The organism is Paenibacillus sp. 2KB_20 (assembly GCF_052115765.1).
In the GTDB taxonomy this organism is placed as follows: Bacteria; Bacillota; Bacilli; order Paenibacillales; family Paenibacillaceae; genus Paenibacillus_AQ.
In genome coordinates this window covers 386,755-400,521 of the sequence record NZ_JBFRHH010000007.1, presented here as the reverse complement: position 1 = coordinate 400,521, position 13,767 = coordinate 386,755, and the positions used below count along the sequence as shown (strand labels likewise).

Here is a 13,767-nt window from a genome sequence, read left to right as displayed (position 1 = left end):
ACGCTATGCCTTTGTATTAAACTTTGAACTGCCCTCTGAATCAAACATGGGCCATAAAGACCCCAGTACAATTGCCCAAAAATGATCAGGCAAGTCTGTGACTTATGCCCGACTTATCTTCCCTTCCAGCATTTCAAGCTGCTCTCGCAGCAGCGACTTCTGGAAATGCTCCCCGATAAATACCACCACATCCGGTACTTGACCCTGGGGCGTAATTTTCATAAAATCGGATTCCCGGAAGGCGTACTGAAATAGAAACCGGCTGTTGGTATCATTGAAGGTGAGGATGCCTTTAGCCCGGTACACATCCCTTGGCAGCCCAGCTATGAATCGCTCGAATTCCACACTGTTTACCGCATGGCTGAAATAGTAGGTGTAGGACATCACATGATCATGAGAATCGTGAGCATGACCATGGTCGTGGTTGTCGGCATGGTCACGATTGTGCGCATGTTCATGGCTGTTAGCGTGCTCTTGCTTGTATGTATGTTCATGGACATCCCTGTCCTCTCGACCATGTACATGCGAATGCTCATTCTGTCCATGTGAACCGCTCTGCAGCAGATCTTCAAGATTCAAGTCGCAGCGTACCGCAGGGATAATCGGAGCATACGGGTTCCAACGTTCAACCAGCTGCTCAATCGTCTCTTTGTCCTGATCGTTCACCAGGTCCATCTTATTGAGGACGAGCGCCGAGGCGGCGCGAATCTGCTCCTGCATCAAACGATAGGTCTTCCCCTTCTGCTCTATATTCAAATGCAGCAGATGCGCGGCATCCACGACGGTGATCAGCTTTTTCACATCGATTCTCATGTATAAAGAAGCTTCTGCCGCTGCGTCCAGGATTTCCATCGGATTGGCGATCCCCGTCGCTTCAATGACGATGACATCCGGCTGTTCCCGCTGGATCAGCATCGCAATTTCAGATGATAAATCGGATCGAATGGTACAACAAATACAGCCACTTAGCATCTCTGCCGTTGGTACCTCTTCACCGGCGACAAGCCCTTCAATGTTGACCTCGCCGATTTCGTTCATGACAATGGCCGGCCGCAAGCCCTGCTGCTTGAAGCAGGTAATGAGACGGCTAAGCAATGTCGTTTTTCCACTGCCAAGAAAACCTGATAAAATATAAATGGGTGTTACATGCTCCACGTTCCATACTCCTTTGCGTGCATCATGATTATGCTAGCGAGTGTACTACATTTCATCCGACTACTGCAAGTTCACCACCATTAACTACTACAGGAGATGTCATTTCTATGAATTCAACGCAAGAGCATAAACAGCAATCCCCCGCTTCCGTGAACTGTAAGGTGATTACGGTCTCGGACACGCGGACCAAGGACACGGACAAGAGCGGTAAACTGATGATCGGCTTGCTTGAAGAAGCCGGGCATGCCGTTGTATCTTACAGCATTGTCCAAGACGACTATGAAATAATCCGTGAAACGATCTATTCCGCGGTCAGCAATTCGGAGATTGATGTCGTCCTATTAACCGGCGGTACAGGCATATCGAGCCGGGATACCACCTATGAAGCCGTATCTTCACTGCTTGATAAGGAACTCCCCGGATTCGGCGAGATCTTCCGCTTCCTAAGCTTTACCGAGGATATTGGGTCTGCTGCCATTTTGAGCCGTGCGATCGGCGGCACGTTAAGCCACACGGCCGTCTTCTCGATGCCAGGTTCGACCGGAGCCGTCAAGCTTGCGATGAACCGGATTCTATTGCCTGAGCTGCGACACATCAAATATGAGCTGGATAAACACAAATCATAATAACAGCGAATTTAACATGCTAAAGAGGGTGTCCCAAAAGTTCTTAGATCTGGCGGGATGCCCCCTTTTTCTGTTAGGAGACGCTCCGTGTACGAATCGTTCCTCCCATCGCTGTTGCCCCCAAATTTCTTGGAACGGTTCTAAGCAAGGATGAAATTCGAGGACAAAGGCGACCGCTCTCGCTTGTCCGGAATCGTTTCGTCCTCTCCGCTAAGTTGTGCAGATCCCCACATTAGACATACGAAAAGAAACTGGACTTGGAGGACGACATTCCACCTCATCATCTTGTTTGCATCATTCATGAAGCGGTCAACCACTTGGATGACCGCATCTTTTCGGCCGCCTATCCCGGTGGCGGGCGAGACAGCTACCATCCCAAGATGCTCACCAAAGTCATCATTTACGCCTACACACAGCGAATCTATTTCTCTCGTCAGATCGCCAAACTGGAACACTATTATTTGTATTTCTGCTTCGAGGACTGACGAAAGTGAGCCTATGTCAGATGGCTTTCGCTTGCCCATAATCTACTCAAGCAAGCGACAAAGACCGAAAAGCAAGAAATGGCGGTGCAAGGATAACATCCTGAGCACCGCCATTTCTTCATTTGACACATTTTTTATCTGACGAACCGCCCGTCAAGTGAGCAAACCTACTTATGGACAGCTACTTCTCTCCACTCTAACTGCTGGCGCGTCGTTGATGTTTGGCAAGCAGGGAGGGCCCTATTTTTTTGACCTGGTCATAATAGTTATCCGTTTTGTCGCCCGTCGACGTATATACGATGGACGTTTCCTTGTCGCTCATGATCAGGTTATGCCCGCCGGCCGCATTGGCATCCCCTTCTGTAACGCCGTATATCTCCTTGATCCCTTTTTCCCTGGCCGCTTGATCCTGATAGACATACACGGTAATAAACTGGCTTGCATCATAATTGATCCGGTATTGATACGTGATGTTGCCTACGTTGTCCTCCGCATAGGTTTCATTGGTCAGCGGCATGCCCACCTGATTGAATGAGGCCTTGAGATCCGCAAGGAATTTTCCATTCATGCCCCGCCCCGATATCCGGGCCTCCCTGGAACCTTCCTCGTAAGCCCTCATGTTATATAAGCGCGCCTCGTCCCTGGCCACCTGCCTGGAACAACCGACCGATATGGCAAGAATGGAACAAAGCAATAAAGCGGTAACGATTCTGCGGTAATTCATGTTCACTCACCCTTCCTTAGGTGTCAGAGGTTGCCTTCCCTTAGCATGCCTGAGGATGAGGAACATTATGCGTATGAGAAATCAAGGTAATATTATAGAGCGATGACGCTTCTTCCAACCGCCCTGCCCTGCAGAATGGTGTTCAGCACTTCAGGCAGATCGTGTAGACCGTATTCTGTAATTCCTTCTTGAAGAACAGATGCGGGCTTCCATTCATCGGCCAGCTTCGACCATACCGATCGGCGGAAGGCCATAGGACAATACACCGAATCGATTCCGAGAAGATTGATCCCCCTAAGGATAAACGGAAACACCGTCGAATCAAAAGCACCGCCGCCCGTCATGCCGGAAACGGCGACGCTCCCGCCGTATTTCACGCCTTTCAGCAGTGAACCCAATTGGTTTCCACCGACCGGATCAACCACCGCTGCCCATTGCTCGGCAGAGATGGCCCCCTTGGAGGATGCCGCAGCCTCTTCCCTGGATATCACTTCATGGGCTCCCAGCTTTAAGAGCCAGTCCCTCTGACTTGATTTGCCTGTGGATGCTGTTACGCTATAGCCTAATTGACTGAGGATGGAGACCGCGAAGCTGCCCACGCCCCCTGTTGCCCCCGTAACTAGAACGGCCCCCTGTTCCTGTCGCAGTCCATTCCGTATCAAGGCCTCTATCGATAATGCAGCCGTAAAACCTGCGGTTCCGATAGCCATCGCATCACGCGGGGACAAACCCTGCGGCAACGGGACGAGCCATTCTCCCTTAACCCGTGCGTACTGGCTGAACCCACCTTCATGAGATACCCCTAATTCATAACCGGTACAGAGAACGCCATCGCCTTCCTTGTAATCAGCATGAGCGGAATGCACAACCGTCCCTGCCAGATCAATACCCGGAATGAACGGGTACCGGCGGACAATTTTCCCCTCCGGTATGCTGGCTAGACCGTCTTTATAGTTGACCCCGCTGTATAATACCCGCACAATAACGTCACCTTCGGGCAGCTGCTTCAAACTCATGTTCTCCACACTGCCGCGAACCCCTTGCTCATCTTGACGCAGCACGTAGGCCTGAAATTCGGTTTCGTTGTCCACACATATCACTCCTTGGGTTAGTTTAGGTGCTGTAAAGCAATTTGGATCTGCACTATGAATATGTCGAAGCTTTATACATGCTCTCGGAATATGGCGACTTATGCGCTTTTCCGAGAAATGATCCAGTTATCGTTCTTTATAATCAGAATTATGTTATTATGGAAAATGAATACTTTCATAAAAAAATTATCAGCAGGAGTTGAAATCCACGTTATGACTCATTTTGATCATGAATCTAAACGTAGATCCTACCGCTTCTCGTTCTTGCTCACTCTGGTGACACTACTTCTGTTACCGATCATCTATAAACCGATCAGCCAGGTTTTTGGATTCCTTGGTATACATACACAATCAGGGGGCATTGCCGGCTCGTTTCTCGTTTTCTTTCTAAGCTTGGGTCTCGTTCTAACGCTGTTTAGACTAGTCTTCTGGGTTTTCCCTTTAATTACCCGGCCTGGTCTCAAAGTGTACGTACTAATCGGCCTCCTCTTCATTTTGATAACAGGGATCTACGAATACACAAGCACACACCGCTCGATCGAAGCGGCGGTATTCAACGAGAAACATGCTTTTCTTGAAACACCTTTCAGCATTGATCATGCTGAAATCATACAATCCGAATTAACCTCTGAGAAGGCTTATTCTTTCGTGGTGACTTCTAGACTGGGACTACAATTATCCACCTATACCAAAGGATGGTTCGGATGGAATATGTCCGCCGTATCTACATTATACCCTTCTGCCGAGAATCCCTCTTCTCCATCCGTTTTCTCGGAGACAAGCATGGATTCATCACTCGTATTTGGCCTGTATAGAAGCACAGAACCCATTCAGATTCATGTAAATGGTCAGTCGGCACATACCATACCCTACCAACAACTGAGGCCAGATGTCAGTGAAGATTTGTACATTTGGTATTACGAACGCCAGCCCGACATGCTAGAGAACAAGGACAAGGTTCATCTCACCGCACGTGACGTAAACGGAAGTATAGTGGATCGACTTGACCTATAGCCGAGTACAAAAAGACGCCCCTTCTCCTGCCAAGCGGCAAGATTGGGAAAGCGTCTTTTTCATTGCTGTATTTTATAACCTACTCTTCATGCTGTTCCATGAACTCGGCCATCATCCGATGTTTCACTTCCCAGACCTCTTCACTCAGATTAACGCGGTATATTTCCGGATTAAGCTTCCGCAGATACTCCGGCCAGAACTGATCCAGCTGAGCATCATGATAGCTGCGAATCTCTTCAAGCTTCGGCAACTCATACACCAGTTCGCCATTCAGGAACACCGGTTCAAGCATGGACACCGCTTCAAAATTCTTTACATTCTTGCGCATGTAAGGATGCAGCGGATTAAACAGCTTTAATTTCCCGTTTTCCGGCGGCATCTCTTCTTCCGGGAAGCAGATGTAATCGGCTATCGCTTTGCCACTTCCCTTGGATATGATGCGGTATACTTCTTTTTTGCCTGGTGTGGATACTTTTTCGGGGTTGCCCGAGATTTTGAGAGTCGGCACCATCTTGCCGTCAACTTCCCGCTCCACGAGCTTATAGACGCCTCCAAGCGCAGGCTGGTCGGCTGCCGTGATCAATTGGGTACCCACGCCCCAAGTATCCACTTTAGCCCCCTGTGCCTTGAGATCCAGAATCGTTCCCTCATCCAGATCATTGGATGCCACAATGCCAACATAATGAAGACCAGCCTCATCCAGCATCTTCCGTGCCTGAATCGACAGATAGGCCAAATCCCCGCTGTCCAGACGAATAGCATTCATCCGCTTCCCTTGAGCCTCCAGCTTCTTCGCTGTTACAATGGCATGGGGAATCCCGCTCTTTAACGTATCAAAGGTATCCACCAGCAGCGTCACTTGATCCGGCATCACCTCGGCAAAAATATCAAAGGCCTCCTGCTCACTCCGGAAGGTCTGCACCCAGGAATGCGCATGCGTACCTTTCGTCGGGATTCCGAACTTCTCGCCAGCCAGCATATTCGATGTGGCATGGAAACCGGCCAGATACGCAGCACGCGCGCCCCAAACCGCGGCATCCGCTTCCTGTGCACGTCTTGTGCCAAACTCCAGCAAGGTATCGCCGCTGGCAACCTGACGGATACGGGACGCCTTGGTGGCGATCAAGGTTTGAAAGTTCATGAAGTTCAAGAGTGCCGTTTCAACCAGCTGTGTTTCAAAAATGGTCCCTTCAACCCGAATGAGCGGCTCATTCGGGAATACCAGCGCCCCCTCTTTCATGGAATGAATATTTCCATGAAAACGGAACCGGCGAAGCTCCTCTAGAAATTCAGGTTTATACTTCTCTTCCTGTTTGGCCAAATACGCGATATCATCCTCCGTGAAACGCAAGGATTCAATATAATGTACAATCCGTTCAAGACCGGCAAAAACCGCGTATCCGTTACCGAATGGCAGCTTGCGGAAATACGCCTCAAACACCGCACGCGTACGATGAGAGCCATTAATCCAGTGAGCGTACATCATGTTGATCTGGTATTTGTCCGTATGTAGTGCTAATCCTGCTGTCAGCATCACGATCATCCTCCACTGTTACCCGGTTCATCTAGGCTTCCGGGTGGTTCAAGCTGTCTATTGATTAAGAAGTTCCTTACTTCGCACGACCGATGCCCCGAGACTGCCTTGAAAGTGACTTAAAGCCCACTTGTGTCCCTCCGGATTAAAGCTCGCGACGGCATCTTCATAAATCGTAATCCGGTATCCGTAATTATAAGCATCCACTGCAGTATGCAGAACGCAGATATCGGTGCATACTCCGACGAGATCGACTTCGGTAATCCCGCGTTCCCGCAGCTTCTGGTTCAGATCCGTACCGCAAAATGCGCTGTATCTCGTTTTGTCCATCCAATAAATGGTGTCCTTGCGTTCCTCATATACCTGCTGAAGTTCACCGTACAATTCCCGCCCCCGGGTTCCCCGAATGTTATGCGGAGGAAACAGCTTGGTTTCGGGATGATAAGCATCATTGTGCTCATGCAGGTCCACGGCCATTACAACAAAATCACCACGATCACTGTATGACTTGGTTAGCTCCGCGATTGTGTTCTGAATGTTGATGGCGGGTTCGCCTACAGGCAGATTGCCATCCACGAAATCATTCGTGAAATCTATCACGATCAAGGCTTTCATCTGACACACACTCCTCTTCAACATGATTAATGTGATCGATAAAATAACAGCGGGTGAATCCATTCCATTCCTACGTATAAATCGATAGCAGTGGTGCATGATCCGTAAAACGATACAATTGGGCCGGCCGTTGGGAATATTGATTGGAATTTAGCGGCTTGCCGTTCTCATCACGGGCTTCTTCCAGTATCCCCTGCCTGCTGCGGGTCGATGTGATTTTGCGGATGAAATTGGGCTCGTTGAACTCGGGCACGACGGTCTGAATGACCTGGTACAACTCACTCAGTGTAAAATGCTCCGGTAAAAACTGCCGTGCAATTGTCGTTTGCAGCATTTGCTGCTGAATCTTGCGGTACGCATCCATAATGATATCCCTGTGGTCAAAAGCAAGCTCCAGCTCCTCCAGAGCTTCCGCTACAGTAAACAGACCCACCTCTTCCGCATCATCGGCAGCCTGGCGGTGCTCCAGCATCCATTCTTCTACCAACGCATAGAATGCATGGCTGATGATCCAGCCCCTTGGATCCCGTCCCGGTGCGCTGTAAACGCCCAAGTACTCCAAGTGACCGCCGTCCACCCCGGTCTCTTCTTTCAGTTCCCGTTTGGCGGCATCGTAAATAGACTCACTCTCACGGCAAAATCCACCAGGGAGTGCCCACATCCCCGCACATGGCCATGATCTTCGCCTGATCAGCATCACCTTAAGCTCACGTATGGGCAATGTCTTGGTGAAGGTTTTCCGTTCCCGCTTCGTCAAGGTAAACATCACGATATCGGCGGGTACACCATCCGGTGTTCTGTATTTCTTGGCACTGCTCTTTGGCGCCTGTTCGCGATCCGTCATTTCCATCACCATAACTATTATTTTGATAATTTCATTATGACATATTTAAAGATGATGTCAAGGATTTCCTGACCTCATCCTCTTTATAAGTGTACTATGCCCTATTCATTCTCATTCTGTGCATAATGTAGCAAGAATAGAAAAGGTGCGGAACCATCCATTCCGCACCTCGTTTCATCTATCCGCAGCTGCTTGGCGGCGTATCTTTTCCTGTTTCCACATTCACTTTTTCCGAAACGGTATCATGAATCACGGACACGACCAGCTGAAGAAGATAATTAATATCGCTTTGACTTTGCTGGAATTCCATCACGAGCGGAATACCGTCAATCTCCTCTTGCAGTTCCTCGATCTCCCGTTCGATTTTGGCAACCATGTCCTTGTTCTGGAACGTTTCAAAGGCTACGATTTCTTTTTGCTTTTTCTTAATGGTTTTAATCAGGTTTTGAACCCGTTCGTGGTTCTGGATCTTCTCTTCGGCCTGCTTAAACATCTGAACTTCTTCACTGGTGGATATTAATTCAGCCAGCTCGCCGGCTTTTGCTAAAATATCGTCACGTATAATCAATTCACGAGTGTTGTAAGTTGACATACCGTATGTGTTCGTACGAACATGATCATGTGCCAAGGTTCATCGCTCCAATTCTTCATCATCTATATGGGAATATGCAGCACCAGCCGCATTCTGCTCGCGGCCCAATGCTGCATTTGAATGCTGTGCTTCTCTATTATACCGCATCCGAGGCAGGAATCGTGTTCGGGATCATATCCCCTTTGATATACCAGGTCTTCGTATCCGTAATTCGTACATTCACGAAGCTGCCTATGAGATCCGCTGAGCCTTCGAAATGAACCAGCTTATTCGTGCGTGTGCGTCCCGACAGCATGGAATCATTGTTCTTGCTGACACCTTCTACAAGGACCTCCACCGTAGCGCCAAGCAGCCTATCATTGCTCTGGCGGCTGTACTCACTAATGGCTGCATTCAAACGTTGAAGCCGCTCGCTCTTGACCTCCATCGACACATTATCCTCCATCACTGCAGCCGGTGTTCCTTGGCGAGGAGAATAGATGAACGTATAAGCAGCATCATAACCTACTTCTCGCACAAGAGACAGCGTCTCCTCAAACTGCTCATCGGTCTCACCGGGGAACCCGACAATAATGTCGGTGGTAAACGCTACATTGGGAATTGCCTTCTTAATTTTATGGGCCAGTTCCAAATACGTCTCGCGTGTATATTTGCGGCTCATTTTTTTGAGCACTTCGGAGCTGCCCGACTGTACCGGCAGATGAATATGCTCGACCAGGTTGCCACCCTTCGCCAGCACTTCGATCAGATGATCGTCGAAATCCCTTGGATGGGATGTCGTGAAGCGAATACGTGGGATATCGATCTTGTGAATATCATCCATCAGATCGCCGAAACGGTACTCGATATCTTCAAAATCCTTGCCGTAGGCGTTCACGTTCTGACCGAGCAGCGTAATTTCCTTATACCCTTGCCGGGCCAATTCACGAACCTCAGCAATGACATCCTCCGGACGCCGGCTGCGTTCCTTGCCGCGGGTGTATGGAACGATGCAATATGTACAGAATTTATCACAGCCGTACATAATGTTGACCCAGCCGCGGAGACCTTCTCTCTTCTTCGGAAGATTCTCAACAATGTCGCCCTCCTTGGACCACACTTCAACCACCATTTCCTTGCTGAAGAGCGCTTCCTGAATAAGGTGAGGCAGACGATGTACGTTGTGCGTACCAAAGATCAAGTCCACGAAGCCATGCTTTTGGAGAATTCGATTAACAACCGATTCTTCCTGCGACATACAGCCGCAAACCCCAAGCAGCATATCCGGCTTTTCGATCTTCAAATGCTTCAGGTGGCCGAGTTCGCCAAACACTTTGTCCTCCGCATTTTCACGAATGGCACATGTATTGAGCAAAATGATATCCGCCTGCTTCCGATCCTCGGTTGCCTGGTAGCCCATCTGCTCCAGCAATCCCTTAATCGTCTCGGAATCATGCTCATTCATCTGACATCCGAACGTATACACAATATAATGCTTGCCAGCTCCGATGCTTCGGAACTCTTCCGGCAGCTCAGTATCATACAATACTTCGACACTCTGCTTGCCGCGCTGTTTTTCCTGTCTATGATTAGGCTCCGAAAGGATGTTGATTTCCCGGCCATTGATGCGAATTCTCTTCCCGTGTTCATCTTCCGAGAGAACTTTGGCTCCTGAAAAATCAAAATACTTGGAGTAGTCCTTACTTTCTTTGGACATGCTTGGTCACTCCTTAGATCCGCAAAATCTTTGGTTTACATGACAAAATATCTTAAATAGGCACTGTTTTAAATTATATCATGATCTTATTGCCTAAGCTACCACCCTGGCGTTATTGAGGCTAAACCTTAACAGATGAACTTTCTCCTTCAAATTGGCTTCCCGAAACATTTAAACCCTTGGGAAATTTCAAAAAAGAGCCTGAAATCGAAGTGAATCGACTCAGGCTCTTCCAGCTGTGATCGCTTAACAGCAGCACATGCGTGACACATACAGTATGTTCATAAAGGTTTACTGAAGCTATGGATTAATCAATAATTTCAGCAGTGTCTCCGGTTTTGGCGCCAGCAGCGTTAGCTTCATCGGTATCGATGTGCATGTCGAGCGCAAAATTATCGGATACGCGGGCAATGACATTCTCCAGTACAAGACCGCGTTCGCCGCCTAAGCGTACCTTCAGCAGATCCTTGTCTTTAATCCCCCATTGATCCGCAACGGACGTATGGAAGTGAATGTGACGAGCAGCTACGATAACACCTTCGTCCACCGTTACTTCACCTGCCGGGCCTTTAATCGTGATACCCGGGGTACCGGCGATGTTTCCGGATTCGCGTACGGGTGCTTTTACACCGATGGCGAAGGAATCCGTGCGGGAAATTTCCAGCTGGGTTGCAGGACGTGCAGGTCCCAAAATTCTTACTTTATCGAATTGTCCCTTCGTTCCAATGACCGCTACCGTTTCGTTGGCTGCGAATTGTCCTGGTTGGGACAATGGTTTGAACTCTGTAAGCTGATATCCAGGGCCGAACAATGCCTCAATATGCTCTTGGGTTAAATGAATATGGCGGGCGGATACACCCACAGGTACAGTTTTACTCATCTGTCTCACTCCTTGTTTTTCTCTATATGCTGTACATGCCATCACCTATTATACTCTCTATTACCCAAAAATAAAAAGGCAACCCGGGTGATTCAGGCCGCCTTCTTCCGTTTCATGAGCATTCTGCAACAGGATTGTCAAAGTTATCCTCGAATCATGGTCGTTATGCGAAAGGTTACTATGCTTGAGTTGACAATGAAGGTAAATTCTGCTCAAGAAAACGGAGGGCATACTCCGACATCCAGCCCTTGACCATCGATTCAGGATAATGTTTAAGCAGCAGCTCCTGAAAATCCGAATACCGGCCCGGATGCTCAAGTCCGGCTACCCATTGATCAATCCCGTCGAAATCCGAACCAAACATGATGTGCTTCTCCCCGCCCATCTCACAAATTTTCTCGATGTGCGGCAATACGTCCTCCGGCTTGACACGCTCTACACCGCTGCGGATAAACCAGGGCACAAACGTGATTCCGATCATCCCGTTTAACGCGATTAATGCCCTTATCTGTTCATCATTCAAATTCCGGGGATGCTGGCAGACGGAGTACGCATTGGAATGCGAGGCGATAATGGGCCCTTTGGTCAGCTCCGCGAGCTCCCAGAAGCCAGCTTGGGACAGATGGGACACATCCAGAATAATACCTGTCGAATTGCATAGCTCTACCAGTTGACGCCCCCGTTCTGTGAATCCCCCATTTCGCTGCTCCAATGCTCCATCTGCAGCCCAGTTCGCATAATTCCAGGTAATCCCCATAAAACGAACGCCCATCTCAAACAAGAGCTGGACGTAATACAGATTCCCCTCCAGCCCGTCAACGCCTTCCAGCGACAGAACGCCGTACCGTCCATTCTTCCGTTGTCCGAACTCTTGGACTTGTTCTCGCCAGAGCAGTGGCTTCAGATGACCCGGTTTAACAATGCGGCTGCGATAGGTATCGATTTGTCCCAGCACCCGTTCAAAGGAGGGTCTTCCCCATTTCTCCGATAAAAAAACAGCGAACACCTGAAGGGCCAGATCGCCCTCCTCCATGCGCTGCAGCGTTACATCCAAATGCGGGTCATCCACAAAGGAGGCTTGGGAATCTTCCCACATTTTGCTCAAAACATCACAGTGAAAATCAACCGTCCGCATCGCGCCATTCATCTCCCTTCTAAACTTATCACAGCAAAAAGCCTGTTTACACCAAGGAGAGTAAACAGGCTAATACCTCAACATTCGAAATTTATCTAGGTTCTACGATCAATTTAATTGCCGTCCGGTCTTCGCCATCAATCACAATATCCGTAAAAGCAGGGATACAAATCAAATCCACCCCGCTCGGTGCTACAAATCCCCGGGCAATCGCTACCGCTTTAATGGCCTGGTTCAGTGCTCCCGCCCCAATCGCTTGCAGTTCCGCCCCGCCTCGCTCCCTAAGAACTCCAGCGAGCGCCCCTGCAACTGAATTAGGATTGGATTTTGCTGAAACTTTTAATACTTCCATGGTAAGTACCTCCCCTGGGAATGTTGAGTGATGGTTTGCTTCCGCTTACTAGATGTTATTCGTGAGAGGGGAAAAAATTCCTGCTTTTTACCATCCGTTCCTAATTTAATTAAACGGATTCCGTCTTTTTTAATCCATCCGCCATTCGTCTTCGTACATGCGGATTTTCTGTATCTTCCGGGCTCTTCCCGTTTCCTCATCCATATCCACGCATACGGCATGGAACTGCCATTTGCCTTCGTCGACCTGGAAACGAGCAGGAAGCTGGGTCTTGAACTTATACATTACCGCATCGCGCTGCATGCCGAGGATGCCTTCCTTGGAGCCGACCATGCCGGTATCCGTAATATAAGCTGTTCCTCCAGGCAGTATGGTGTCGTCATTGCTTTGTACGTGGGTGTGCGTTCCAACCACCATCGAGGCGCGGCCTTCCAGATGCCATCCCATGGCAATCTTCTCCGAGGTTGCCTCTGCATGGAAGTCCACCAGAATGCACTTCGTCTTCTGGAGAAGTTCATCCACAATGTCATCGGCTGCACGAAATGGGCAATCGATCGCTGGCAGGAATGTTCGTCCCTGTAAATTCACAATCGCTAGCTGTTTGCCGTTCGCTTTGATGATCGTGTATCCGCGGCCCGGTGTGCCGGGCGGAAAGTTTGCCGGACGAATCATGCGAGGCTCATCATTGATAAACTCAAAAATATCCTTGTTATCCCACGTGTGGTTTCCCAAGGTGATGCCATGAATGCCCCAATTAAAAAATTCATTGGCTATGGCCGAGGTAATGCCGCGTCCTGAAGCTGCATTCTCCCCATTGGCAATAATGATGTGCGGATTATATTTGGACTTCAGCTCCGGAAGGGAAGCCTTCAAAGCTTTACGACCTGTACTGCCGACAATGTCTCCGATGAATAATACGTTGATGTCAATCACTCCTTCAGGGATACTTGTCCTGATTCCCGGCAAGACCGTTCCCGATTCATAAATGTCCGAACTGTATTTTCGGAAATTTCAAAGATAAAAA

General features: G+C 48.9%; 14 protein-coding genes and 1 pseudogene. 3 read left to right on the top strand and 12 right to left on the bottom strand.

The annotated features are described in order from the left end of the window. Positions 1 to 102: 102 nt before the first annotated feature. Positions 103 to 1,155: a CobW family GTP-binding protein gene (locus AB4124_RS20780; RefSeq protein ID WP_076324914.1), complete on the bottom strand. Its 1,053-nt coding sequence runs from the start codon at positions 1,153 to 1,155 to the stop codon at positions 103 to 105. Between the two features lie 107 nt (positions 1,156 to 1,262). Here AB4124_RS20780 and AB4124_RS20775 point away from each other — a divergent pair, with 107 nt between their 5' ends. Together AB4124_RS20775 and AB4124_RS20770 are read left to right on the top strand one after the other, a co-directional pair. Then, a complete protein-coding gene (locus AB4124_RS20775) occupies positions 1,263 to 1,781 on the top strand; it encodes a MogA/MoaB family molybdenum cofactor biosynthesis protein (protein ID WP_339266151.1) in 519 nt (172 codons plus the stop codon). Between the two features lie 251 nt (positions 1,782 to 2,032). Further along, positions 2,033 to 2,251: pseudogene (locus AB4124_RS20770) on the top strand (transposase); the annotation flags it as partial. A 211-nt stretch (positions 2,252 to 2,462) separates the two neighbouring features. On the opposite strand, the gene AB4124_RS20765 reads toward AB4124_RS20770, so the two are convergent. Both AB4124_RS20765 and AB4124_RS20760 read right to left on the bottom strand, forming a co-directional pair. Beyond that, positions 2,463 to 2,990, bottom strand: a complete 528-nt coding sequence (locus AB4124_RS20765; protein ID WP_441974032.1) for a hypothetical protein — start codon at positions 2,988 to 2,990, stop codon at positions 2,463 to 2,465. 92 nt (positions 2,991 to 3,082) lie between these two features. Next, the gene (locus tag AB4124_RS20760) at positions 3,083 to 4,081 is read right to left on the bottom strand and encodes an NADPH:quinone oxidoreductase family protein (RefSeq protein WP_076324917.1); all 999 of its coding nucleotides are present in this window, start codon (positions 4,079 to 4,081) and stop codon (positions 3,083 to 3,085) included. A gap of 213 nt (positions 4,082 to 4,294) precedes the next feature. On the opposite strand from AB4124_RS20760, the gene AB4124_RS20755 reads away from it, so the two are divergent. Further along, entirely contained in the window at positions 4,295 to 5,095 is an 801-nt protein-coding gene (locus AB4124_RS20755) for a hypothetical protein (RefSeq protein ID WP_441974031.1), read from the top strand. Positions 5,096 to 5,174: 79 nt separating this feature from the next. On the opposite strand, the gene AB4124_RS20750 is transcribed toward AB4124_RS20755, so the two are convergent. The 9 genes from AB4124_RS20750 to AB4124_RS20710 all read right to left on the bottom strand — a co-directional run bounded on the left by AB4124_RS20750 (position 5,175) and on the right by AB4124_RS20710 (position 13,676). Further along, positions 5,175 to 6,629 (bottom strand): nicotinate phosphoribosyltransferase, encoded by a 1,455-nt coding sequence (locus AB4124_RS20750; protein ID WP_441974197.1) that lies wholly within the window; start codon positions 6,627 to 6,629, stop codon positions 5,175 to 5,177. A gap of 57 nt (positions 6,630 to 6,686) precedes the next feature. After that, the gene (locus AB4124_RS20745) at positions 6,687 to 7,244 is read right to left on the bottom strand and encodes a cysteine hydrolase family protein (RefSeq protein WP_076324920.1); all 558 of its coding nucleotides are present in this window, start codon (positions 7,242 to 7,244) and stop codon (positions 6,687 to 6,689) included. A gap of 70 nt (positions 7,245 to 7,314) precedes the next feature. Beyond that, positions 7,315 to 8,100 (bottom strand): NUDIX hydrolase, encoded by a 786-nt coding sequence (locus AB4124_RS20740; protein ID WP_071220157.1) that lies wholly within the window; start codon positions 8,098 to 8,100, stop codon positions 7,315 to 7,317. Positions 8,101 to 8,266: 166 nt separating this feature from the next. Further along, entirely contained in the window at positions 8,267 to 8,716 is a 450-nt protein-coding gene (locus tag AB4124_RS20735) for a RicAFT regulatory complex protein RicA family protein (protein WP_071220156.1), read from the bottom strand. 100 nt (positions 8,717 to 8,816) lie between these two features. Then, positions 8,817 to 10,376, bottom strand: coding sequence for a tRNA (N6-isopentenyl adenosine(37)-C2)-methylthiotransferase MiaB (gene miaB / locus AB4124_RS20730; RefSeq protein ID WP_076324922.1), 1,560 nt, complete (start codon positions 10,374 to 10,376; stop codon positions 8,817 to 8,819). A 307-nt stretch (positions 10,377 to 10,683) separates the two neighbouring features. Continuing rightward, positions 10,684 to 11,256, bottom strand: a complete 573-nt coding sequence (pduL, locus tag AB4124_RS20725; protein ID WP_076324923.1) for a phosphate propanoyltransferase — start codon at positions 11,254 to 11,256, stop codon at positions 10,684 to 10,686. A 178-nt stretch (positions 11,257 to 11,434) separates the two neighbouring features. Further along, a complete protein-coding gene (locus tag AB4124_RS20720; RefSeq protein ID WP_441974030.1) occupies positions 11,435 to 12,391 on the bottom strand; it encodes a dipeptidase in 957 nt (318 codons plus the stop codon). A 91-nt stretch (positions 12,392 to 12,482) separates the two neighbouring features. Next, positions 12,483 to 12,743 (bottom strand): stage V sporulation protein S, encoded by a 261-nt coding sequence (locus AB4124_RS20715; protein WP_006211249.1) that lies wholly within the window; start codon positions 12,741 to 12,743, stop codon positions 12,483 to 12,485. Between the two features lie 129 nt (positions 12,744 to 12,872). After that, positions 12,873 to 13,676 (bottom strand): TIGR00282 family metallophosphoesterase, encoded by an 804-nt coding sequence (locus AB4124_RS20710; protein WP_441974029.1) that lies wholly within the window; start codon positions 13,674 to 13,676, stop codon positions 12,873 to 12,875. Positions 13,677 to 13,767 lie beyond the last annotated feature (91 nt).